The organism is Aeromonas sp. FDAARGOS 1418, from assembly GCF_019048585.1.
Classification (GTDB): domain Bacteria; phylum Pseudomonadota; class Gammaproteobacteria; order Enterobacterales; family Aeromonadaceae; genus Aeromonas; species Aeromonas caviae.
The window spans coordinates 1,173,746-1,197,072 of sequence record NZ_CP077387.1 but is presented as its reverse complement, the minus strand read 5'-3'; the positions used below and the strand labels follow the sequence as shown (position 1 = coordinate 1,197,072).

General features: G+C 62.3%; 23 protein-coding genes. 8 read left to right on the top strand and 15 right to left on the bottom strand.

The window, feature by feature from the left end; translation table 11 throughout:
• Positions 1–153: 153 nt before the first annotated feature.
• Both I6L48_RS05750 and glpX read right to left on the bottom strand, forming a co-directional pair.
• Positions 154–405, bottom strand: coding sequence for a YkgJ family cysteine cluster protein (locus I6L48_RS05750; protein WP_010675884.1), 252 nt, complete (start codon positions 403–405; stop codon positions 154–156).
• A gap of 355 nt (positions 406–760) precedes the next feature.
• Positions 761–1,771 carry a class II fructose-bisphosphatase gene (gene glpX / locus I6L48_RS05745; protein ID WP_039040467.1) on the bottom strand — a complete coding sequence of 337 codons (1,011 nt, stop codon included), beginning with the start codon at positions 1,769–1,771 and terminating at the stop codon, positions 761–763.
• Between the two features lie 218 nt (positions 1,772–1,989).
• On the opposite strand from glpX, the gene I6L48_RS05740 reads away from it, so the two are divergent.
• A complete protein-coding gene (locus I6L48_RS05740; protein ID WP_162726139.1) occupies positions 1,990–3,048 on the top strand; it encodes a porin in 1,059 nt (352 codons plus the stop codon).
• A gap of 59 nt (positions 3,049–3,107) precedes the next feature.
• On the opposite strand, the gene I6L48_RS05735 is transcribed toward I6L48_RS05740, so the two are convergent.
• From I6L48_RS05735 to I6L48_RS05725, 3 genes are all read right to left on the bottom strand, one after another.
• Positions 3,108–3,446 carry a hypothetical protein gene (locus tag I6L48_RS05735; RefSeq protein WP_216987863.1) on the bottom strand — a complete coding sequence of 113 codons (339 nt, stop codon included), beginning with the start codon at positions 3,444–3,446 and terminating at the stop codon, positions 3,108–3,110.
• A gap of 15 nt (positions 3,447–3,461) precedes the next feature.
• Positions 3,462–3,845 (bottom strand): bifunctional 2-polyprenyl-6-hydroxyphenol methylase/3-demethylubiquinol 3-O-methyltransferase UbiG, encoded by a 384-nt coding sequence (locus I6L48_RS05730; RefSeq protein ID WP_216987862.1) that lies wholly within the window; start codon positions 3,843–3,845, stop codon positions 3,462–3,464.
• Between the two features lie 469 nt (positions 3,846–4,314).
• On the bottom strand, positions 4,315–4,797 hold the full coding sequence (locus tag I6L48_RS05725; RefSeq protein WP_113069525.1) for a GNAT family N-acetyltransferase: 483 nt from the start codon (positions 4,795–4,797) through the stop codon (positions 4,315–4,317).
• A gap of 271 nt (positions 4,798–5,068) precedes the next feature.
• On the opposite strand from I6L48_RS05725, the gene I6L48_RS05720 reads away from it, so the two are divergent.
• The 3 genes from I6L48_RS05720 (at position 5,069) to I6L48_RS05710 (ending at position 9,011) form a co-directional block, all read left to right on the top strand.
• Positions 5,069–7,111: a TonB-dependent siderophore receptor gene (locus I6L48_RS05720; RefSeq protein WP_216987861.1), complete on the top strand. Its 2,043-nt coding sequence runs from the start codon at positions 5,069–5,071 to the stop codon at positions 7,109–7,111.
• A gap of 65 nt (positions 7,112–7,176) precedes the next feature.
• A complete protein-coding gene (locus I6L48_RS05715; protein WP_162726138.1) occupies positions 7,177–7,797 on the top strand; it encodes a PepSY-associated TM helix domain-containing protein in 621 nt (206 codons plus the stop codon).
• 176 nt (positions 7,798–7,973) lie between these two features.
• Positions 7,974–9,011 carry an acyltransferase gene (locus tag I6L48_RS05710; RefSeq protein ID WP_113069520.1) on the top strand — a complete coding sequence of 346 codons (1,038 nt, stop codon included), beginning with the start codon at positions 7,974–7,976 and terminating at the stop codon, positions 9,009–9,011.
• On the opposite strand, the gene I6L48_RS05705 is transcribed toward I6L48_RS05710, so the two are convergent.
• The gene (locus tag I6L48_RS05705) at positions 8,983–9,339 is read right to left on the bottom strand and encodes a helix-turn-helix domain-containing protein (protein WP_042015355.1); all 357 of its coding nucleotides are present in this window, start codon (positions 9,337–9,339) and stop codon (positions 8,983–8,985) included. The genes I6L48_RS05710 and I6L48_RS05705 overlap by 29 nt on opposite strands.
• 121 nt (positions 9,340–9,460) lie before the next feature.
• On the opposite strand from I6L48_RS05705, the gene I6L48_RS05700 reads away from it, so the two are divergent.
• A complete protein-coding gene (locus I6L48_RS05700) occupies positions 9,461–9,766 on the top strand; it encodes a monooxygenase (RefSeq protein WP_041212361.1) in 306 nt (101 codons plus the stop codon).
• A 12-nt stretch (positions 9,767–9,778) separates the two neighbouring features.
• Here I6L48_RS05700 and I6L48_RS05695 read toward each other — a convergent pair whose 3' ends face one another.
• Entirely contained in the window at positions 9,779–10,393 is a 615-nt protein-coding gene (locus I6L48_RS05695) for an outer membrane beta-barrel protein (protein ID WP_180898710.1), read from the bottom strand.
• Positions 10,394–10,594: 201 nt separating this feature from the next.
• Here I6L48_RS05695 and I6L48_RS05690 point away from each other — a divergent pair, with 201 nt between their 5' ends.
• Entirely contained in the window at positions 10,595–11,233 is a 639-nt protein-coding gene (locus I6L48_RS05690; RefSeq protein ID WP_010672675.1) for an exopolysaccharide biosynthesis protein, read from the top strand.
• A gap of 63 nt (positions 11,234–11,296) precedes the next feature.
• Here the strand turns inward: I6L48_RS05690 and I6L48_RS05685 are convergent, their stop codons facing one another.
• The gene (locus I6L48_RS05685) at positions 11,297–12,187 is read right to left on the bottom strand and encodes a sensor domain-containing diguanylate cyclase (RefSeq protein ID WP_180898708.1); all 891 of its coding nucleotides are present in this window, start codon (positions 12,185–12,187) and stop codon (positions 11,297–11,299) included.
• A gap of 413 nt (positions 12,188–12,600) precedes the next feature.
• Positions 12,601–13,185 carry a hypothetical protein gene (locus tag I6L48_RS05680; protein WP_010672673.1) on the bottom strand — a complete coding sequence of 195 codons (585 nt, stop codon included), beginning with the start codon at positions 13,183–13,185 and terminating at the stop codon, positions 12,601–12,603.
• Positions 13,186–13,408: 223 nt separating this feature from the next.
• Between I6L48_RS05680 and I6L48_RS05675 the strand changes: the two genes are divergently transcribed.
• Complete coding sequence (locus tag I6L48_RS05675) at positions 13,409–14,035, top strand: Vat family streptogramin A O-acetyltransferase (protein ID WP_216987860.1); 627 nt, start codon at positions 13,409–13,411, stop codon at positions 14,033–14,035.
• A gap of 148 nt (positions 14,036–14,183) precedes the next feature.
• The gene (locus I6L48_RS05670; protein WP_216987859.1) at positions 14,184–15,827 is read left to right on the top strand and encodes a hypothetical protein; all 1,644 of its coding nucleotides are present in this window, start codon (positions 14,184–14,186) and stop codon (positions 15,825–15,827) included.
• Positions 15,828–16,536: 709 nt separating this feature from the next.
• Here I6L48_RS05670 and thiH read toward each other — a convergent pair.
• From thiH to thiC, 6 genes are all read right to left on the bottom strand, one after another.
• Positions 16,537–17,607 carry a 2-iminoacetate synthase ThiH gene (gene thiH, locus I6L48_RS05665; RefSeq protein WP_254203232.1) on the bottom strand — a complete coding sequence of 357 codons (1,071 nt, stop codon included), beginning with the start codon at positions 17,605–17,607 and terminating at the stop codon, positions 16,537–16,539.
• A gap of 197 nt (positions 17,608–17,804) precedes the next feature.
• Entirely contained in the window at positions 17,805–18,572 is a 768-nt protein-coding gene (locus tag I6L48_RS05660) for a thiazole synthase (protein WP_216987857.1), read from the bottom strand.
• 85 nt (positions 18,573–18,657) lie between these two features.
• Positions 18,658–18,858, bottom strand: a complete 201-nt coding sequence (gene thiS / locus I6L48_RS05655; RefSeq protein ID WP_039040452.1) for a sulfur carrier protein ThiS — start codon at positions 18,856–18,858, stop codon at positions 18,658–18,660.
• A 2-nt stretch (positions 18,859–18,860) separates the two neighbouring features.
• Positions 18,861–19,640 (bottom strand): HesA/MoeB/ThiF family protein, encoded by a 780-nt coding sequence (locus I6L48_RS05650; RefSeq protein WP_216987856.1) that lies wholly within the window; start codon positions 19,638–19,640, stop codon positions 18,861–18,863.
• Positions 19,630–21,237, bottom strand: coding sequence for a thiamine phosphate synthase (gene thiE / locus I6L48_RS05645; protein ID WP_216987855.1), 1,608 nt, complete (start codon positions 21,235–21,237; stop codon positions 19,630–19,632). Before thiE ends, I6L48_RS05650 begins: the two co-directional genes overlap by 11 nt.
• Entirely contained in the window at positions 21,234–23,276 is a 2,043-nt protein-coding gene (gene thiC, locus I6L48_RS05640; RefSeq protein WP_216987854.1) for a phosphomethylpyrimidine synthase ThiC, read from the bottom strand. Before thiC ends, thiE begins: the two co-directional genes overlap by 4 nt.
• Positions 23,277–23,327 lie beyond the last annotated feature (51 nt).

Here is a 23,327-nt window from a genome sequence, read left to right as displayed (position 1 = left end):
ACCATGAGCCGACGATAAAAAGGCCCCCTCGCAAAGCGAGGGGGCCTTTTTCATGACTCCGAATGGCGGCACCCCCTTCTCCTTTTGCGGGAGAAGGGGCGGGGATGAGGAGGACAAGCAGACACCCTTTCCCCGAGGGAGAGGGTCAAGGGCTCAGGCGGTCAGCCGCTCCAGCTCGCCGATAAGCCAGATGGCCTCCTGGCGATGGGAGCCGCACACGTCCGCCATGGGGCGAAAGCCGCCGCACACCGCCGGGCGCTCCGGCTGGCCGAAGATCTTGCACCCCAGGTGCGCATCGAGCTGCACACAGGGCACACCGGCGGGCTTGCCATCCGGCATGCCGGGAATGGCACTGCTGATGCTGGGGGCGATGCAGCAGGCACCGCATCCCTGACGACATTCCATGTGATTTTTCCTCTGTGGGGCACCGCAGTTTAGCAAGGAGTCCGGTTTCTCCTAAGCCTTATCCCTGCCTGGGCACCCTGGCGACCTGCAGAGCGCAAAAAGCCCGGCAGTGCCGGGCTTTTTGCTGCGGGAGTCAGCACATCACAGGATGATGTCGCGTACCACACTGTCTTTGCGATCCAGGAAGTGGATCGACTTGATACGACGGCATGAAAGTTCGCGACTTGCCGCCACCCCCATCCTCCTGCTTACAGGATGATGTCGCATACCATGCTGTCCTTGCGATCCAGGAAGTGGATCGACTTGATACGACGGCATGAGAGTTCGTGACTTGCCGCCACCGCCATCCTCCTGCTTACAGTATGATGTCGCGTACCACGCTGTCCTTGCGATCCAGGAAGTGGATCGACTTGATGCGACGGATGGTGCGCGATTTGCCGCGGATCAGCAGGGTCTCGGTGGTCGCCATGACGCCGTCGCTGGTGATCCCTTCCAGCAGATCACCCTTGGTGATGCCGGTGGCCGAGAAGATGACGTTGTCATTCTTGGCCAAATCTTCGAGCTTGAGCACCTTGCTCACGTCGATGCCCAGCTCCTCGCAGCGCGCGATCTCCTGTTCACCCAGGGCGCGAACCTCGGGGCTGTCACCCTTGACCTGGTGGCGGGGGATCAGGCGAGCCTGCATGTCGCCGTCCAGGGCGCGGATCACCGCGGCGGAGATCACCCCTTCCGGTGCGCCACCGATGCCGTAGAGCATGTCCACTTCGCTGTCCGGCAGACAGGTGAGGATGGAAGCGGCCACGTCGCCGTCGGGAATGGCGAACACCCGCACTCCCAGACCCTGCATCTCCTTGATCGCCTTGTCATGACGCGGCTTGGCCAGGGTGATGACGGTCAGACGGGAGAGGGGCTTGCCGAGCGCCTTGGCCACGGCCTTGAGGTTCAGCTCCAGGGCCTGATCAAGATCGATGGCGCCTCTCGCCTTGGGGCCCACGATCAGCTTTTCCATGTACATGTCGGGGGCCTTGAGGAAGGATCCCTTGTCGCCCACCGCCAGCACGGCCAGGGCATTGGCCTGACCCATGGCAGTCATACGGGTCCCCTCGATGGGGTCGACCGCGATGTCCACGGCGTCGCCCTGACCCGTGCCCACCTTCTCGCCGATGTAAAGCATGGGGGCTTCGTCGATCTCCCCTTCGCCGATCACAATCTCGCCATCGATCTGGATCTGATTGAGGATGTGACGCATGGCCGCCACGGCCGCGCCATCGGCGATATTCTTGTCACCACGTCCGAGCCACTTGTAGCCAGCCAGTGCAGCCGCTTCCGTCACTCGGGAAAATTCGATTGCCAGTTCACGTCTCATCGCATATCCAACCTTAGGAGCTCGAAAACGGGCGGCATTCTACCACAAGGGCAAACCTTTGCGCGTAAAAGTGGCGACCAGCCACATAAATCCCGGTTTTCATCCCGCTGACATGGAACCGACACGGTTTGTTCATTGCACGGTCACCCGACTGTCATCTGTCACTTCTAGCATGGCCCCGTCTTTTAAAACAAAAGCTTGCAACACAAGGGATCATGATGAAAAAGCTGACAGTAGTAGCATTGGCTCTTACCGCCGCCTTCCAGGCTCAAGCCGTTGAAGTGTACAAAAACGAGAGCACCCTGCTCGACCTCTACGGCCGCATCTACGCCGGCCAGTTCTTCGGCGAGAAGAAAGAGCTGGACGCCAACGGTGACATCCAGAACGAATACAGCGACAAGCAGGGGGCCAACCAGTTTGTCCGTCTGGGCGCCAAGGTAGAGAGCGAGATCAACCCGGGTCTCAAGGCGCTGGCCCAGTACGAACTGCAGATGTACATCAACGACAGCGAGAAGACCGTCAGCGAGAACTCCGACAACCTGCGTACCCGTCTGGCGTTCGCCGGTGTCGGCGCCAACTGGGGAACCGTCACCTTCGGTCGCCAGAAGGGGGCTCCTGGCTTCCTGGCGGACTGGACTGATGTCTCCCTCTCCGATGGTTACGGCAACGAGGCACTGGGCGCAAAGACCGACACCTTCGCCACCAACCGCGCCGGCTCCGTGCTGAAGTACTCCGGCCTGTTCAACGGTTTCCAGGTAGATACCAGCTACAAGTTCGATGGCGGTGACACCGAAGAGACCTCCAGCAAGGACAGCGATGCCGCCTACGGTGCCGCCGTGGCCTACACCTTCCCGTTCAACCTCTCCCTGGGGACCGCCTACAACGTGGGCATCCGCGACAAGAGCGGTGAAGAGGATGCCAAGCTGTGGCTGCTCTCCGCCAAGTACGACAACAAGGCCCTCTACGCCGCCCTGAGCTATGCCGACGGCAGCGACTTCCTGGCCACCGGCAAGGATCACACCGGCTGGGAAGGGGCGCTGGGTTACAACTTCGAGAGCGGCTTCGGCCTGATGGCCCTGTGGAACAAGCAGAAGGTGGAACAGGCTGGCAAGTCTGACTACGACTCCATCGACTACTACACCCTGGGCGCCCAGTACAAGTTCAACAAGAACCTGCGCGTCATCGGCGAGTACCGCATCAACAACCTCGACAGCCATGACAGCGGCAAGCTCAACACCAAGGATGACTTCCAGCTGGCGGCCCGCTACGACTTCTAAGTCGGCAACCACCTGACAACACGGCGCGCAGAGCACTCTGCGCGCCGTTTTTTATTGCGTCAGGCCAGGGGTTTGTACGCCGACACCAGCAACAGCATGGGGCGCTCCGCCTCCTCCGCCAGGGCCGGGTTGGCCGCAATCTGCGCCGCCGTCGGCCCCCACTCCTCCACGCGGCGGATCTGGAACCCGGCGGCGACAAGGGCATTGAGGTAGGTGCCCAGGGTGCGGTGATACTTGACTACCCCCTCCGCCAGCCAGTTGCTGACCCGCTTGCCCTCGGCCTGGTAGCCGTTGACGGGCCAGGAGCGGCGTCCCTCTGCATCCACCAGCCAGCCCTGCAGCTGCGGGCAGGTGAAGATGGGGTGCTCCACCGAGAACACCAGGCTGCCGCCAGCCACCAGCGCACGGTGGATCTACGCAAACAGCGGCGCCACCTCGGGCAGGTAGTGCAGCGCCAGGGAACTGTAGATGAGACCGAAAGGCTCATCGGACAGCGCAAGACCGTCCAGATCCCCCTGCCGATAGCGGATGGCCTCATCCCGGGTCAGCTCGGCGGCACGGGCCAGCATCTTCGCGGAGAGATCGATACCGACCACATCGGCAGCCCCGAGATCTCTGGCTGCCCGGCAGAACCAGCCATAACCGCAGCCCAGATCCAGCACCCGCTTGCCGGCAAGCTCCGGCAGCATGGCGTACAGCGCCGGCCACTCCGGCGCCCCCGCCAGCCCGTGAAGGGAGCGTGGCAGTTGGGCATAGCCCTCAAAAAACCCTGGTTCGTCATAGATATTTTGTGACATTGCACTGTTTCCTCTTGAAGATGGTCAGCCTCTCTGGCCGACGACCCGGCCCTTGCCAAGCATACCCGTCGGTCATGACAGACCATAAAAAAAGCAGAGACCCGGGCGGGCCTCTGCTCTGTCTCGCACCCGCAGCTTGGCTGCGGGGCAACAAAAAAGGCCATAGACGAGGCAACGTCTATGGCCTTGGTTCAGTCGTGCGGCAAGGTCACGGCTCCCGCGAGGTAGCGAGATCCGGTCGTCACTGCACGATGAATGGATGGGAGGTCTGGGCCTCCACCGGCTCCGGACAATGCTTCATCGTGCGCATCTGTACGGAGTTCATTCGGGTCACTCGCTGATCCGAAGCATAATGGGTCATGTCACTCACCCGGCCGGGCCGGTTCCATCAACACATTGAAAAATCTGGTGCCACTCTAGGGGACAGGAGTCTCAGAGGCAAGCCCGGCAGATCATGTTGCCGACTCTCTCACCTCAGCTTCTTCTGCCAGAACATGGCCCGGCCCACCTCGGGATCCAGCTCATAACCCGCAAAGCCGCTGGCACGATAGGCAGCCTGGGCCACCTTGTTCCCCTCCAGCACCTCTAGGGTCAGCTTGCAGCAACCGAGCTCCCGGGCGAGCCGCTCCGCCTCCGCCAACAGCTGCTTGCCGATGCCCTGGCCGCGATGGGCAGGGTGCACCGCCACGTCGTGGATATTGAGCAGCGGCTGACAGGCGAAGGTCGAAAAACCCTCGAAGCAGGTGGCAACGCCAGCGGGCTCCCCATCGACCCAGGCCAGCAGCACATGGGCACCGGGTCGCGCGGCCAGGGCTTCGGCCAGATTCGCCTTCACCTCGTCCGCCAGTGCACTGCCGCCCCCCATCTCATCCCTGGCGTATTCGTCCAGCATCGCGATCAGCGCCTCGCCGTGGCGAGGGTTGTGCAGATCCGCCCTGATGATCTCAACCATGTTTCTCTCCCTGTGTGTGCCGGATGGTGCGCCAAGGCGCGAGGCCACCATGGTAGCGTCCCCTCCGAACCGAACCAAGGTTCCCCCGGCCTTTTCCCCGAGGTTCCAGCCCCCTCAGTGCCTGCCGCCAATGATCTCTTTTTCTTGCATCTTCTCCTTGCAAGGCAAATGAAAATCAATATCATTAGCAACCTCTCGCGATGAGAGAAATCAATAATTACAAATAAATCAACAAGTTCAGGCCAATTGGTCGACAAAGAGTCACACCCAGATGAACCATTCCAACCCCCCGCGCGCCTTGCTGGGCGTCGCCTTGCTGGCGGTTTGCACCAGCCCCCGTGCCGAAGACGAAACCCTGACCGTGGTCGGCAAACGCAGCCAACATGAAGAGGTCGCCACTGCGACCCGTACTAACACCCCGGCCAAGTTGGTGCCGCAGGCCATCGACAGCGTCAAGGCGAGCGAGCTGACCGCCTTCGGCCAGCCCACCCTGAGCGAGGCCCTGACCGGCATCCCCGGCGTCAACGCCAGCGGTGACACCCGCTTCGACGGGGTCAACATCCGCGGCTTCAGCGCCAGCAACGACTTCTATCTGGACGGTTTTCGCGACGACATGCAGTACACCCGCGACCTTGGCAACACCGAGCGGGTCGAAGTGCTCAAGGGGCCGGCGGCGGTGCTCTACGGCCGTGGCAGCACAGGCGGCATCGTCAACCGGGTCAGCAAGAAGCCGCAGAAAGGGCTGGAGTCCAGCGTCAGCGCCCAGGTCGGCAGCTTCGACAGCCGCCGACTGGCTGCCGATCTCAACGGCGAAGCGGGTGAGCAGGTGCAGGTGCGCCTCAACCTGGCTCAGGAAGACAAGGAGAGCTTTCGCAACGGCGTGACCAGCAAACGCACCCTGCTGGCCCCCTCCGTCAACTGGGAGATCAACGACAAGCTGAACTGGCTGCTGCAGTACGAGCGCAACGAGCACGACCGTACCCCGGATCGCGGCATCCCCGGCGTCAACGGCCGGCCGGCCGACGTGCCGAAGGAATATGTCTACAGCGATACCCGCCGCGACTTCATCGACGATGTGGCCCAGTCCACCCGTTCGCGCCTCAGCTGGGACATCAACGATCAGTGGCAACTGCGCCAGCAGCTGGGCTACACCAGCCTCGACAGCCAGTTCGACAACACCTATGTCACCAGCGTCAAGGGTGACAAGGTGACCCGCGCCCGCTGGCAGCAGGATCTCAAGGCCAGCAGCCTCACCAGCAACACCGAGGTCGAAGGCCAGCTGCAGACCGGCCCCGTCGAGCACCGTCTGCTGGTGGGCTTCGAGCAGAACTGGCAGGAGCGCACCCCCAAGCTCTACCAGAACGCCACCGCGATCCCGGCCGGCAACCTCTATGATCCGGACTCCCTGCCCACCTACGACGGCGCCATGAAGCTCTCCAGCGACGCCAACCACAAGGTGCGCGGCTATGGCCTCTATGTGCAGGATCAGCTCAGCCTGGGCGACTGGCACCTGCTGGCGGGTCTGCGCCGCGACGACTTCACCGTCACCAGCCGCCGCAACGACCTCAACAAGGAGGAGACCGTCTCGGTCACCAGCCTGAGCCCGCGCCTGGGCCTGGTGTGGAACCCGATCGAGGAGCACGCCTTCTACGCCTCCTACAGCAAGACCTTCACCCCGGTGGGTGGCGAGCTTATTGGCATCACCCCGGGCGACAAGAACAACAACCTGGATCCCCAGCACACCCGGCTGTACGAGGGCGGCGTGAAGAGCGACTGGCTGGATGGCCGCCTCGCCACCACCCTCTCCCTCTACCGGCTGGAGATGTACAACAAGCGCAACAAGGATCCGCTGGATCCCACCAAGGTGATCCTCACCGGCCTGCAGCGCACCGAGGGGATCGAGCTGAGTGCCCGTGCCCAGCTGACCGACGAGCTCTACCTGCGCGGCGGCATCGCCATCCAGGATGCCGAGCAGGTCAAGGCGGACGCCGATCTGCAGGGCAAGCGGCCGATGAACGTCTCTCGCCAGAACGGCGAGCTGTTCGCCGGCTATCAGAGCGGCAAGCAGGGCTGGTTCGGCGAGACCGGGGTGACCGCGGTGGGCGATCGCTTCGCCGACAACGCCAACACCACCACCCTGCCCGGTTACGCCCGCTTCGACGCCCGTGCCGGCTACCGCTGGCAGCAGTGGGAAACCCAGCTGAGCGTGGAGAACCTGACCGATCACGACTACTTCGTCAGCGCCACCAGCGCCTCCCAGATCATGCCGGGCACACCCCGTCAGCTGCATCTGAGCGCCGCCTACCGCTTCTGATCCCTCCCTTTTCCCGATCCCTCTGGCCAGCTCCTGCTGGCCAGATTTTTATGAAGCACCGAGCAATGAGACGCAGAAAACTCCCCCTGCACAACAACAAGTGGGTGCGCCGCATCCACGCCTGGGCCGGCTTTGCCACCCTCACCCTGATGCTGCTCTACGGCCTCACCGGCCTCTGGCTGCAACACAGGGCCGTGCTGCCGCTGCCCGGCCCCCATACCGATAAATCCAGCGAAGAGATAGTACTGAGCGCGCCGCTGACCAGCCCGGATGAGCTGAAAAGCCTGCTGCAACAACGCTATGCAGCAGGGTTCGAGGAGGGGCGCGTCCAGCTCACCCCGCCCCAGACCCTGCCCACCCCCGACGGCCCGCTCACTCTGCCGGCCCGCTGGGAGATGCGCGGCGTCACCCTGAGCGAAAGCGTGGCCGCCAGCTATGTGGAAGGCACATTGCTGGTGCGCACCGAACTGCAGCAAGCCAACTTCGCCGCCAGCCTCAACCGGCTGCACCGTGGCATGGGCACCGGCCTGCCGTGGCAGCTGGTGGGGGATCTGGCGGCGCTGGCCATGCTGCTGCTGGCCCTCACCAGCCTGCTGATGTGGAACAAGCTGCACGGCCCGGCCGCTCGCGGCATCGCCCTGCTGCTGCTGGGCGCCCTGGTCACCGTGCTGGTGGCCCTGCTCTAGCGCATTTACCGACGACAAAACGGGATCTGTCTCTCGGCGGCGGTAACCTTGCCCACACCTCGGGTAACAAAGGGTAACCGGCCGCCGATGGGGCTCACAGTTGCCGGCCTGGCGGCTGGATAGGGAGCACCTGCGGCTGATAGGGTGCGCCCTCAATCCCAGCGGCAAGAGGCAGCATGCGCATCTCCAGCATCGAATGTGGGCGAGTGGTGGCCATCTTGGCGGTGATGACCATTCACCTCTCCCCCTTCAGCAACCCCTTCGCCCCCACCCTGTGGGACGGCACGCCCTACCCTCTGGTCGGGGCCGTCATCAACCAGCTCTGCCGCTTCGCGGTGCCGCTGTTCTTCCTGTGCGCCGGTTACTTCTTGCAACCCGCCCTCGCCGCGGGCCACCCGCTGACGGTCGCACTGCGCTACTGCCGACCCCTGCTGGGGCTCTGGCTGGCGTGGAGCCTGCTCTACGTGCTGATACCGTTCAACCCGCTCGCGGCGGTGAGCGAGGGCTACCTGCCCGCCATGGCAGGCCAGTGGCAGATGCAGCTCGGGGATCATCTCAACGTCTGGTGGGTGGGCGGCATGATCCACCTCTGGTTCCTGCCCGCCCTGATGGTGGCGGTGCTGATCCTGGGGCTCTGCCAGCAGGTCCGCCTGCCGAGGCTGGCCCTGCTGCTGGGGGCCCTGCTCTACGCCCTGGCCCTGCTCGGCGGCTCCTATGGCCCGCTGCTGCCGGGGGGCGAGTGGGCCCTGCTGACCCGCAACGGCCCCTTCTTCTCCTTGCTGTTCGTGGCGCTTGGCGCCGAGCTGCGCCTGCGTGCCTGGCAGCCGGACGCCAGGCGCTGCGCCCTGATGATGATGGCGGGGATGGGGCTCTACGCCCTGGAGGCCGCAGGTCTGCTGCGCGTTGCCGCCGTCCCCCTCGCTCGTCACGATTTCCTGCTGGGTTCGCTCCCCTGGGCACTGGGGCTGTTCGGCCTGCTGCTGGCCAACCCGGCATGGGGCAAGGGCAGCTGGCTGGAGCGCCAGGCCCCCAAGGTGCTCGGCCTCTACTGTCTGCACATGATGCTGGTGGTGTGGCTGATGATCTTCGGCCCCCAGGGCAAGCAGGTGTGGTGGGAGCTGCTGAAGGTGCCGGCGCTGCTGGCGCTCACTCTGCTCGGCTACCGACTGCTGGCGGCCACCGCCCTCAGCCGCTGGTTGCTGCGGGCTCGCTAGAAACAGGACCCTGACCAGCCAGCAGATCAACGTGGTTCAGCGCAAAATCGTGCATCTGCTGAAGCAGGGGGATCAGGGCGACGCCAAGGGGGCTCAGGCTGTACTCCACCCTGGGCGGTACGTCGGGGTAGAGGGTGCGGATGATGACACCGTCGCTCTCCAGCTCCTTGAGCTGGGCGGTGAGCACCTTCTGGCTCACCTCGGGCAGGCAGCGGCGCAAGTCGCCAAAGCGCAGGGTCTGTTCGCGCAGATGAAACAGAATGGCCGGCTTCCATTTGCCGGTCAGCAGGCGCAATACCTGATAGGCGGGACAGGGCAGTGAGGGCACGGTATGGCTCGCGAGTGGTTACTTTGCGGTAACTATGCCACGAAAATGTGCCTTCTTGCAGCCAAGATGCCGGCTTCCTATGATGCGGATTCCGTCAATCAACGCCCACGAGAGGTTTATCATGCCCAGCCTGCTGCAGATCCATTTCAACTTCCCCGCCCAGATGATGGGACCGGCCCTCACTGCTGCGGCCATGCCGCTGGCCGACTCCATCACCCGGGAGCCGGGCTTCATCTCCAAGATCTGGACCGAGAACCCGCGCACCGGCGAGGCGGGCGGCATCTATCTGTTCGAGGATGAGGGGAGCGCCCTCGCCTACGCCACCATGCACGAGCAGCGGGTGCTCGCCATGGGCGCCAGCGCGGTGCAGTACAAGGTGTTCGACGTCAACGAGCCCCTCAGCCGCGTCACCAAGGGCATCGCCTAGTCCGAGCGGGGCTCAGAACCTCAGGGTCAAGCCGATACTGGCCTGCCACTGGGTGATCAGCTCCCCTCGCACCCGAAAGGCGCAGATCTCGGGGTTGCAGAGAAACTGGCTGTCGTCGTTGACCAGGGCACCATAACCGCGCACCTCGGCCCGCACGGCCAGATGTTCGGTCAGGCGCGGCTGCACCCCGAGGGCCAGGGACATGGAAGGGGCCGTCTCGCTGTCGTAGGCATCGAAGCGGGTGACCCCGATCCCGGCGCCGATATAGGGGGCCATCAGGTTGTCCGAGAGAGTCAGGGCCCCGGCAAAGTGCAGGGTGTCCACCGTCAGCCTGTCGGGCAGTTCGGGGGACACCCGGGTCGACTGGTGGCTGTAGAGCAGCTCCACCATGCCGGGGTCATCCACCTCCCTGCTGATGAAGAGCCCCCAGCTGCCGGAGCGCTCCCCTTGCAGGGTGTCGAGGTCGCTCCCGTGCGGCGTGGGGGCCGGCTCGTCCATGGCCCGAAAGTCGATGGTCGAGCTGTATCCCGCAAAGGGAGTCAGCTGCCAGCCCGTCGCCGGGGGCTCGGCTGCCCAGCCCGCCAGGGGCAGCAGCAGCCCAGGCACCATCCCCATCGCTCCTCTCATGTGCTCATCCTATGGTGAAAAGACCTGCGCAAAGCATATCAGAGCGCCCGTCTCCCACACTGGACGGGGGCTGTACCAGCCCCATTGCCCCGCTCCCGATGGAAATATCTCTGCTCCCCGGGGTTATTCATCCGGGATTAACCTCACCCCCGTAAGCTGGCGGCGCCACAGCGGTGGCATCAACAGACGAGGATCTCAGGAATGGTTGCCGCGCAACTCAACGACCCCCAAAGCACGCTCTCCGATACCCTGAGGGCCACCGCCCACGCCATCGAGGAGAGCCACATCAGCCTGCGCCAGATGCTGGCCCTGGTGGGCGAGCAGGGCATGCTGCTGTTTTGCGTGCTGCTCACGGTTCCCTTCCTGCTGCCGGTTTCCATTCCCGGCGTCAGCACCCCCTTTGGCCTGCTGATCCTCTTCATCGGCATCGGCATTACCCTCAACCGGGTGCCCTGGCTGCCCGCCTTCCTGATGGAGCGCCGCTTCGCCGCCGAGCACCTCAAGCCGACCCTGCACAAGGGGGCGGATCTGCTGGCCCGCATCGACCGCTTCATCCGCCCGCGCCTGCTCATCCTGACCGGCAGCGTGACCATCAACCGCTGCAACGGCCTGCTCATCATGCTGGCCGCCCTGCTGCTGATGCTGCCGCTCGGCGCCATTCCCTTCACCAACGCCATGCCCGCCTGGGCCATCCTGCTGCTGGCCATCGGCATGTTGCAGCGGGACGGTCTCTTCGTCGCCCTCGGCTATGCTCTGGTCGCCGCCACCCTGGTCTGGTTCAGCGCCCTGGCCATCGGCCTGCTGATGGCGGGGCAGAATATCTCGACCCTGTTCGGCTGATCTGGCCCGGCCAAATGAAAGAGGGCGACCCCGGGTCGCCCTCTTTCCTGTTCACTGCGCCCCTCAGGACGCCCCATCGTGGGCCACCCGGTTGCGCCCGCCCCGCTTGGCCCGATAGAGCCACTCGTCCGCCCGGGCCAGCACGGTGCCAAGATCCTCTCCCGGCCGGATCAGGGTGGTGCCCAGGCTCACGGTCACGGGGGCGGGATCCGGCGCCATGGCCGCCACTGCGGCGCGGATCCGCTCCGCCACCTTCAGCAATATCCCCTCGTCTATCTGCGGCAGCAGGATCAGAAACTCCTCGCCACCGCTGCGCACGAAGAGATCCTCCCCCCGCAACTGGGCGGAGACGCACTCGCAGACCCGGCACAGGACCTTGTCACCGGTCTGGTGGCCGAAGCGATCGTTGATCTGCTTGAAGTGATCGAGATCCAGCATGATGAGGCCGGTGAGATGCTGCCCCTGCACCCTGTGGTGATACTGGTCGAAGAAGAAGTGGCGGTTGTAGAGGCCGGTGAGCTGATCCGTCTCCCCGAGCCGCTTGAGCCGCTGTTGCAGCTCGTGCTGGCGAGTGATGCTGCGGGTCATCCAGGCCACCGCCCGCTTCCCCTCATATAAAGAGGGCAAGGGCGCTATCTTGCCCTCGAAACGCTGCATTCCCTGGGGCCCGGCGTCGGCGTCGATGCCGTCCACCTCGGCGGGGGAAAGGTCATACTCCACCACCTGCACCTGGCCGCTGGCGAGGGCCTGAGCCACCTGCGCCATCACCCACTGCGCCTTGTCCTCGGGCAGCACATCCAGCAGTTGTCTGCCGATCAGCGGGTTGCCGTTCTGGTAGGACTGCTGCTCCATCCCGCCGATGTACTCGATGTAGTAGCCATCTTCGCTGAGGATGAAAACGGGATCCGGCAACTGGGCCATCACTTCGTAGAGTTGTGCCACTGAGAGCGCCATCCGAGCTCCTTGCTATCCATGGGAGTGGGTCCCTGTACTCCTGTTATACAAGACTCATGGAGTATCGCACAGGGGCAGAAAGCTGCCTGCCGGGCGGGAAGGATGCGATCGGTGACGTGTTCACCGGACAAGCCTCCGGCAAAGTGAATGGTAGCAATCGGGGATGCTGTCAGAACCAGAATCGTCAGACAGTCAGGTAGGTTTTTTTGCCTTCAGGCAGTGCGACATGCCAACAAATATGACGCCAGGGGCGCCACAGGGGTATTCCCGCCCCCGGACAAGGGGGGCAAGGCCGGATCCCGGTCAAGCGGGATCCGGCGAGCCGACATCAGCGGGCAGCGGGCAGCAGATCGACTGGCGTTCCAGAGCAGTTCGCCGCTCTTGAGATCCATCAGGCTCATGGCGAGCCGGCATCAACGGGCAGCGGATCGACTGGCATTCCAGAGCAGTTCGCCGCTCTTGAGATCCATCAGGCTCATGGCGAGCCGGTAGCGGCCCCCTTCAGAGAGGAGATCCCCGTAGAGCATGTAACCCGCCCCGGTCTGGCGACCCAGACGCACCAGGGAAGCGGGGTTCATGCCCCCCTGCTGGTATTCGAGCTGACCCGTGATGGCCGCCACCTGGCCCGGGTCTGCGAAACGAAAGCCGCTATTGGCCTGAATGCGCTGGATCATGGCCACCGCCAGGGGCTGGGTGCTGAAGGGCTCACCTGTACCGTTCTGGGGCGCCATCAGCAGCAGTACCGGGCTGCTGCCCGCCAGTGCCTGCACATCGGCGGCCTTCAGGAAGTCATCGGCCAGGGCAACCGCCAGCCCCGTCGGTGCCACGGGTTTGGGAGCAGGCACCGGCTCGGCCTTGTCAGGCTCGGCCACGGGTTTCTCTGGTTTGGTCACCGGCTTGTCCGGCTCGCCGACCGGCGCAGGCGTCCCCCCATAGGGATTGACCGCACATCCGCCCAGCAGCAGGGCACCCACCATCAACAAGGAACGCAGCTTCATCTTTTCTCTCCGCCAGAAGTGTGCAAGGCGCACTTCGTCCATCATCCACTTTGACGGAGCCAGACTCCGCCGCCCCTCCATGCTAGAGACAAACCCGCCCCGGGTCGATGCGCACATGGGCAGGGGGCGACAGAGACTGGCGAAGCGGAGGGCACAAAAGGGTGGCAAGGCTCCACCCGATTCCGTTAGGGTAGCCTGAGCCCAGATCCCAGAGGAGTCCCCCATGCACGGACCCGATCCCGCCAACCCCCACCCCATGAACGGCTTCCCCCAGGTGTGCTTTATCAAGAACACCATCAAGGGGCCCAATATCGAGGTGGGTGATTACACCTATTACGACGATCCGGAGGATGCGGCGGGCTTCGAGCGCAACGTCCTCTACCACTTCCCCTTCATCGGCGACAAGCTCATCATCGGCAAGTTCTGCGCCATCGCCCGCGGGGTGAAGTTCATCATGAACGGCGCCAACCACCAGACCTCCGGCTTCTCCACCTACCCCTTCTTTATCTTCGGCAACGGCTGGGAGAGCGCCGCCCCCGCCCCTGGCAGCCTCCCCTACAAGGGCGATACCGTCATTGGCAACGATGTCTGGATTGGCTATGACGCCCTGATCATGCCAGGGGTCCAAGTCGGCAACGGCGCCATCATCGCCGCCCGCTCCGTGGTCGCCGGTGACGTGCCCGCCTATGCCGTGGTCGGCGGCAATCCCGCCAAGGTGATCCGCTACCGCTTCGACGACGACACCATCGCCCGTCTCAACGCCATCGCCTGGTGGGACTGGCCGGTGGAGCGGATAAGCCAAAATTTGAAATTGATTACCAGTAGAGATATCGCCGATTTGGAAATATGAATTATAAAAATACAGTGATGGAAGGTTTGATTACTATTTCATAGTATTTCGCATTTCTAGCCTAAAAGATTTTAGGTAGAACCCAGAGAGAAGTACTCTGATTTACAGCTTACGATGGGAACCTCGACATATTTATAAGGAGTTTTTTGTGAATCTAGATAGCTTAATTACAGTTGCGGGTTTATTTGTCGCAGTTTATGCAATAATCCCTAGAGTAAGACGGCTAGAATTATCTCTTAGGTTTGGAAAGTTCGGCTGGGCGATACTATGCGTGTCATTTTTGACCATATTATACATGCAGTTTTATAAAACATTTATAATTCTGGGTTTAACACCTGGCTTAAACCTGTCAAGATGGTCAATCAATACATCGAATGCATCATTTATCACTTTACTACTAATGACGCTGACTTTGTTAATCTACATTAGTATCAAGGGTGTGTCAAAATCAAATATTGTTAAATTTAGAGAATATGTTTTCGAGCTTTCACGTGAGAAAAAATATTCTGAATTATTTTCTCTAATTGAAGGTAATCTTATTAAAATCGCGCGCGTATATAATGGCCACTATTTATTTTCTAGGTTTCGAGATTACCTTTACGATCATTCAAAAGATCAGGCGGATTTTCTTTCCTTAATTAAAGGCCAAAATGCGACTAATCAAGAGACAAAACCAAAACTTCGAAAAAAAGCCTGTAATCTTTGGATAAAAACCCTAAAGATATTCGCCAATTCACTTCCAACTTATGACAAAGAAAAAGATGTCGCTAAAGAAATAATACATGAAGTTTTGATAAACAGGTATACTGTAAAAGCAATGGCGGAGATCAGGCCCTATTTCGCGTTAAAAATTCTTTCTACAGATTTCTATGAGAATAATCAATTTGTAGACACATACCTAAGATGCTTGGCTGAAGACACCAAAAGCATTCTGTACCATGAAATTCGAAATAATCAGAATTTAACGCGTAACTATGAGTATGCACTGCCAAGTAAAAACAGACTACTTAATTATTTATTCAAAGACTGTAATCTTGCTGAAAAACATGGGGCATATAAACCCATTGGTGAATTTGTTATAGCCCACCTGGATCATCTATACAGCCACTCACAGCCTGACCCATATAATGAACCAATGGGTGAGTTTTATGAGGAAGGTCAATGGGACTCAAAGCTTCTTGTAGGAATAAAATTTTTCGACATCATGGTCACTAGTGCTTTATATCAAAATATACAATGGCACATGTGGCTTTACTATTTTCCATATTTCGTTGAACGCATAGAGAGAAATTTAGCCCCTAACGAAAAGCTTGTTGACTTAAATGATGAATGGCCGACTAAATATCATTACGCATTGTATGAAATAACATCTTGCCTTTGTAAGTGGATCACTGCTGTCGATCATATTCCTTTAAATCAAGAAAATATCGCATTAGAAACGACATCGGCAGCTCATGAGAATGGAAATATACCGAAAAGTAGCATGCTAGCACTTGGGCAAATAGTGAAACTAATCCTAACAAGTAATAGAGTATCTTGTAGATTCAAAAAATATATAACTGATATGATATATAGGCGATATTTTGAACTCATGAAAAAAACTGAAACCGCATCTTACGCAAAGGCATTGATAAACTCTGTACTTTGTGGAGGTTCTAGCATGAATAATATTTCTCATGAGTATGTTCAATGTCTTTTAGATACGTTTGAAAGATTTGATCGCATTCCATATAACACTCACCATGTTGATGAGCTACGAAATATATTGAAAAGAGAATACAATTCAATCTGAGACGTCTGAGGCATAACAAGATGCTTGCGTTGGATACATTTCTGCTACATCCCAATTTTTCGCAGAGTGCAGATCCCATTTGCTCAGTACCGAGTGCCATGGGGTGTAATGAACGAAGTGAATTTCACCTCGCTTCATAACAGTGGTGCAATGCGCTCGGCTTACTGCACCCTACGATTCCCCTGAGGTAATGGCGGGCACGGTTTTGGTTCCCCCTCCAATCCGCCGAGGGGAAGGGGCAAGGTAAGGAGCGCCATCAGGGATGATGGCGCAGACGCAGCCGGCACAGGGATGTGCCGTCTGCGGCGGTCCGTCCGACCTTGCACCTGACCCGAGGGAAACCGCGTAGCGGTCGGATTGGCGGGGGTGGCCGCTCGATTGGTGACTTTGCTTTGGCCACGCAAAGAAAAGTTACTCGCCCAAGCCCGAAGGGCGGGCGAAAACCCTTCGAGGCCAGCGGCCTCGCGTCCTGCACGGCAAAGCCGTGCCACCACACAACGGCTCCTTCCGCCAACACCATGCCTTGGAACGGACGATTACGCCTGACGGCTCATCGACCCTACGATGGCAATGAAATATCGCATCAAGACCCCTCCCCAGCCCTCCCCTTTGCAGGGGAGGGAGCCAAAGCGTCGCCACCAGCAAGGTGTGTGGCCGAACACCGCCCAACCATGCCGGATGCCACCGGCAAAGGGGGGCGTGGCCGCCCCTATCGGCCCAGGAAGGGTTCCCAGTCCTTGAACACCGGCTGCAACCCTGCCTGCCGCACGGCGGCGGCCACTTCCCCCACCGGGCGGTCGTCGTGGATGGCGAACTGCTCCAGCTCCTCTTTATCCCCCTCGGCATAGCCACCCGGCTGGGTGCGCGACTCGGCCGACATCTGGGTGATGCCAAGGCGCACCGCGCCGTTGCGAAAGGTGGCTGACTCTCGGGTGGAGAGGGACAAATCCAGGGTGGGCGAGAAGAGGCGCCAGGCGCAGATAAGCTGGGCCAGCTGGCGATCCGACATGACCACGGCAGGCTCCAGCCCACCGGTGCAGGGGCGCAGGCGCGGGAAGGAGAGCGAGTAGCGGCTCTGCCAGTGGTGGCGCTCAAGCCAGGCGAGGTGCTCGGCGACGAAGTAGCTGTCGGCACGCCAGTCCGCAGAGAGACCGATGAGCGCCCCCAGCCCTATCTTGTCGATACCGGCGCGGCCGAGCCGATCCGGCGTGGCGAGCCGCCATGCGATGTCCTGCTTGTTGCCGCGCAGGTGATGGCGGGCATAGGTGGGGGCGTGGTAGGTCTCCTGATAGACCATGACCGAATCGAGGCCGAGGGTCTTGAGCTCGGCGTACTCGGCTTGCGAGAGGGGCTGCACCTCCATCCCCACCGTGCTGAAGTGACGGCGGATGATGGGCAACACCTGCCGAAAATAGGCGAGCCCCACCTTGTGCTCGTGCTCGCCGGTCACCAGCAGCACGCTGTCAAAACCGCGCGCCTTGATGGCCAGACACTCGCGCTCAATCTCCTCGCTATTCAAAGTCTTTCGCTTGAGGCGGTTGCTCATGGAGAAGCCGCAGTAGGTGCAGTCGTTGGCACAGAGGTTCGACAGATAGAGCGGCACATAGAAGCCGATGGTGTTGCCAAAGCGCTGGCGGGTCAGGCGCTCGGCTTCGGCTGCCATCTGCGGCAAATACGCCTCGGCGGCTGGCGAGATCAGCGCCATAAAGTCGGCCAGGGTGCGGCGGGAGGTAGTCAGCGCCCGCTCTACATCGGCGGCGGTCTTGGCGCGGATCTGCATGCCGATATCGTCCCACTCCAGCTCCTGCCATCTATCGAGAAAACTCTCCGACTTTCTCTCAACCCCCTCCCGGCCTCCCCCTTCACAAGGGGGAGGTGTTAATCCGCCCCCCCGATCTCCTACTTCACAAGAGGGCGAAGTCGACACTCCCTCCCCTGGCAAGGGGAGGGTCGGGGTGGGGTCATTGGCATGCTGACTCATAACGCCCCCAGAAAATCGGTAAGCGGGCTGGAGGCTTGGGCCTGCAGGGCGCGGGCGCCGAGACCGGCTTCATAGGCGCTGCGCCCGGCAGTGCAGGCCAGCGCAAAGGCGCGGCCCATGGCGACCGGGTCGCCGCTCACCGCGATGGCGGTGTTGACCAGCACGGCATCGGCCCCCAGTTCAAAGGCGGCGGCCGCATGGCTCGGCGCACCGATCCCCGCATCCACCACCACGGGCACATTGGCCTGCTCGATGATGATGGAGAGAAACTCCCGGGTCACCAGCCCCTGATTGGAACCGATGGGGGCGCCCAGCGGCATCACGGCGGCGCAACCCACCTCTTCGAGCCGTTTGCACAGCACGGGGTCGGCACCGCAGTAGGGCAGCACCACAAAGCCCTCTTTCACCAGCTGCTCGGCGGCTTTGAGCGTCTCGATGGGGTCTGGCAGCAGGTAGCGGGGATCGGGGTGGATCTCCAGCTTCAGCCAGTTCGTCCCCAGCGCCTCGCGGGCGAGGTGGGCGGCAAATACCGCCTCGGCGGCGGTCTTGGCCCCCGAGGTGTTGGGCAGCAGCTTGACCCCGAGTTTCCGAAGGGGCGTGAGGATATCGTCGTGGGCCTTGCCCGGTTCGAGCCGCTTGATGGCCATGGTGACCAGCTGGGAGCCGCTCGCCTCGATGGCGGCGGCCATCAGTTCCGGGCGGGCAAACTTGCCGGTGCCGGTAAAGAGGCGCGATGAGAAGGTGTGATCGGCAATCTTGAGCATGTCAGCCTCCCGCCACAGTGGTAAGAAGAGATGAAGTGCCGCCGCAAGGCAGAACACGCGAAGATGGGACTGCGAGCATCATGGGTCAGCCTCCGGCAATGGCGGTGAAGAGGTGGAGTTCGTCCCCGTCATTGAGACGGGTCTCGGCCCAGCGGCCACGGGGCAGCACGGCGCCGTTGAGGGCCACCGCTACCCCCTGAGGGGGAATCTCCTGCACCGCCAGCAGCTCAGTCAGGCGCTGGCCGGTGGGCAGCGTCAGCTCGATATCGTTCAATCGGATCTTCATGGTTAATTCTCCTGAGCCGGGTGGGTGCTGCCGCAGACCGGGCAATCGGGGTCGGGAGCCAGAGTGAGGGTCTGCCACTGATGGGTCAACGCATCGAACCGGCGCAATGTGCCCGCCACCGGGCTGGGGCGCCCGAGCAGCAGTTTCAGTGCCTCCAGCGCCTGCAAAGAGCCCATCACCCCCACCAGCGGGCCGGTGACGCCGCTGGTCTCGCAGCTCTGGCTCACCTTGGTATCCAGCGGATAGAGGCAGGCGTAGCAGGCGTGATCGCTGCTGGTGCGCACCATCAGCTGCCCCTGCCAGCCCACTGCGGCGGCACAGACCCAGGGCTTGCCCTGGGCCACGCAGGCGGCGTTGATGGCCTGGCGGGTGGCGAGGTTGTCGCAGCAGTCGATCACCAGATCCACCTCGGTCACAAACTCCGGCAGGCTGGCGGCATCGAGCCGCTGGTTGATGGCAATCAGCTCCACCAGCGGGTTGTGGGCCGCCAATCGCTCGCGGGCCAGCTCCGCCTTGGAGTGGTTGACCGCCTCGCTATCGAACAGGATCTGGCGCGGCAGATTGCTGGAATCCACCGTGTCGCCATCGGCCAGCCACAAGTTGCCCACCCCGGCCCCCGCCAGATAGAGGGCCAGCGGCGAGCCGAGCCCGCCCAAGCCCACGATCAGCACAGACTTATCTTTCAGCCGCGCCTGACCGGCTTCCCCCACTTCCGCCAGCATCAGCTGGCGGCCGTATCTCAGATACTCTTTGTCACTAAGAGAAGCGGCATCAGAGCGCATGTTCTGCCTCCCGTATCACGCAGGCCGAGCGCGGTTCATCCCCCGCCCCCACGGCAGCGAGCAGCCGCTCGGTCGCGCCCTGCCAGTCATCGCTCGCCGTGATGGCCGAGACCAGCGCAATGCTGCCGACCCCGCTTGCCTTGACCGCCGCCACCCGCTCCTCGCTGATGCCACCGATGGCCACCGTGGGCCACTGCGCCATCAGGGCGCGGTAGTGGTGCAGCCGCGCCAGCCCCTGGGGGCGCGAAGGCATCGCTTTGGTGTTGGTCGGGAAGATATGGCCGAGCGCGATATAGGAGGGGGCCAGCTCGCGGGCCCGCATCAGCTCGAAGTAGCCGTGGGTGGAGATGCCAAGGCGCAGCCCCGCCGCCTGAATGGCGGCGAGATCGGCGGTCTCCATATCCTCCTGCCCCAGATGCACGCCCCAGGCCCCCGCCTCGATGGCCTGCTGCCAATGGTCGTTGATAAAGAGCCGCGCCCCATGGCGGCGACCGAGCGCGACCGCATCACGAATGGCCGGCGCCACCTCTGTGGCGGGCAGATTCTTGATCCGTAGCTGGATGGTCTTGACCCCGGCCCCCAGCAGACGCTTGAGCCACTTGACCGAATCCACCACCGGATAGAGACCGAGGTGGTGTTCGGTCGGCGCGAAGGGGCCCTGCGGCAGACGGGCGCTGCTCGCGTCATAAAGTCCGAAGCGGCGATCGAGCGGCGATCCCGCCAGCACGGCACGGGGGAAGTGGGCAAGATCAGCAGGCCAGCCGAGATGGGCGATGGGGCCGGGGCCGGCCCCCACCCCTTGCGCCGCCGCCAAGCCCTGTTGCAGGTAGGCCCGCGCCAGGGTGATGGCGTCCTCCACCGGATAGTCCTGCGCCACCACGGCGGCGATGGCGCTGGCGTAAGCGCAGCCGGTGCCGTGACCGTGGCGGGTATCGAGGCGCGGCGCGGCGAGCCAGAATTCGCGGGTCTCGTCCTGGTAGTAGTCGAGGCAGAGATCCCCGCCCCATTCAAGGTGGCCCCCCTTGACCAGCACGGCGCGGGCGCCGAGTTCGCGCAGCCGCCGGGCGGCGAGGCGCACCAGCTCGGGACTGGTGGCGGGCAGGCCGGTCAGGGCTTCCAGCTCGGGACCGTTGGGGGTGATGAGCGACAGACGTGGCAGCAGGTGCTCGCGCACCGCCACCAGCATGCCGGGCTCCGCCATGGGGGTGCCGGTGCTGGCGATGGCCACCGGGTCGTAGACCACGAAGGGAGCCTCGACGGTCGACAACCTGCGTGCCAGCACCTCCACGTGCAGCCGGGTCGGCAGCAGGCCTATCTTGATGGCAGCGGGTGGCAGATCCAGCCCCAGGGCATCGATCTGGGCGGCGAAGGTCTGCATCAGCACGGGGTCGACCATCTTCACCGCCACCGAGTTCTGGGCCGTGATGGCGGAGATGACGGAGCAGCCGTGCACGCCGAGGTCATGCATTGTGTGCAAGTCGGCCTGAATGCCGGCCCCGCCGCCGGAGTCAGACCCGGCGATGGTCCAGACCACGGGGCGGGCCTGCGTCACGGCGGACAGGTCGGCGGGGCTGACAGCCCCGCGCTCGCTGCTCACGCCTCCTCCCCTGCGGCCTGCTTCAGGGTCGCCGCCTGATGGTAAATCTCGCCGCCGGTCTCCTTGAAGGTCTCGGCCATCCGCGCCATGCCGCTCTCAACGTCGGCCTGCTTGAAGGTCTCCGTCTCCTTACGGGCCATGCCGCTCTCCACCTCGGCCACCACCCGCTCCTGCTGACCGTCCATGCCGACCAGCTTTATCTCTACGGCTTCCAGCTTGGCGGCGTAGTCGCGCACGTCCTGGGTGATCTTCATGGAGCAGAACTTGGGCCCGCACATGGAGCAGAAGTGTGCCACTTTGCCGGACTCCTGAGGCAGGGTCTCGTCGTGGTAGGCGCGGGCGGTGTCGGGATCCAGGGCCAGGTTGAACTGATCCTCCCAGCGGAACTCGAAGCGCGCCTTGGACATGGCGTTGTCGCGGATCTGGGCGCCCGGGTGACCCTTGGCCAGATCGGCGGCGTGGGCGGCGATCTTGTAGGTGATGAGCCCCTGCTTCACATCCTCCTTGTTAGGCAGGCCCAGGTGTTCCTTGGGGGTCACGTAGCAGAGCATGGCGCAGCCGTACCAGCCGATGAGCGCGGCGCCGATGCCGGAGGTGAAGTGATCGTACCCCGGTGCAATGTCGGTGGTGAGCGGGCCCAGGGTATAGAAGGGCGCCTCGTGGCAGTGCTCCAGCTGCTCGGTCATGTTGCGCTCGATCATGTGCATGGGTACGTGGCCGGGGCCCTCGATCATCACCTGCACGTCGTACTCCCACGCAATCTTGGTGAGCTCGCCCAGGGTGCGCAGCTCGGCGAACTGGGCCTCGTCGTTGGCGTCGTAGACGGAGCCCGGACGCAGACCGTCACCCAGCGACAAGCTCACGTCGTAGGCGGCGCAGATCTCGCAGATCTCGCGGAAGTGCTCGTAGAGGAAGTTCTCCTTGTGGTGCGACAGGCACCACTTGGCCATGATGCTGCCACCGCGCGAAACGATGCCGGTGAGGCGCTTGGCGGTCATCGGCACGAAGCGCAGCAAGACGCCGGCGTGGATGGTGAAGTAGTCCACCCCCTGCTCGGCCTGCTCCAGCAGGGTGTCGCGGAACAGCTCCCAGGTGAGGTCTTCGGCGATGCCGTTGGTCTTCTCCAGCGCCTGATAGATGGGCACGGTACCGATGGGCACCGGGCTGTTGCGCAGGATCCACTCGCGGGTCTCGTGGATGTAGCGGCCGGTGGAGAGATCCATCACGGTGTCGGCGCCCCAGCGGGTGGACCACACCAGCTTCTCCACTTCCTCTTCGATGCTGGAGGTGACCGCCGAGTTGCCGATGTTGGCGTTGATCTTCACCAGGAAGTTGCGGCCGATGATCATCGGCTCCGCTTCCGGGTGGTTGATGTTGCTGGGGATGATGGCGCGGCCGGCGGCCACCTCATCGCGCACGAACTCGGGGGTGATGTTCTGGGGCAGTCTGGCGCCAAAGCCCTGACCCGGATGCTGGGTGCGCAGTAGCTCGGAGCGCACCCGCTCGCGACCCATGTTCTCGCGAATGGCGATAAATTCCATCTCGGGAGTGACGATGCCTTGGCGGGCATAGTGCAGCTGGGTGACCCGGCGGCCCGGCTTGGCACGGCGCGGCTTTGGCAGATGCTCGAAGCGCAGGTGATCCAGCCCCTCGTCCGCCAGCCGCTCCTGAGTGAAGGTGGAGCTCAGCCCGTCCAGCGCGTCGGTGTCAGCACGCTCCAGCACCCAGGCTTCGCGCAGGCGCGGCAGACCGCGGCGCACGTCGATGGGGGCGGCCTCTTCCCCATAGGGGCCCGAGGTATCGTAAACCGGCACCGGCTCGTTGGGCTCGAACTGGGGAGCTTCCTTGGTGCCGCCGACGAAGGTGTCGGCCAGCTGGATTTCACGCAGCGGCACCCGGATATCGGCGCGGGAGCCTTCGATAAAGATGCGGCGGGAGTTGGGGTGAGCCATCCCCTTGAGGTTGTCGATAAAGGTCTGGGCGCTGGAGCGCTGCTCGCGGCGGCTGGATTTGGTGGTATCAGATACATTGGTAGACATAGCAAAACTCACATTAACTGGTTGAAGTTATGGGTGTTTGCTTGTCTGGAG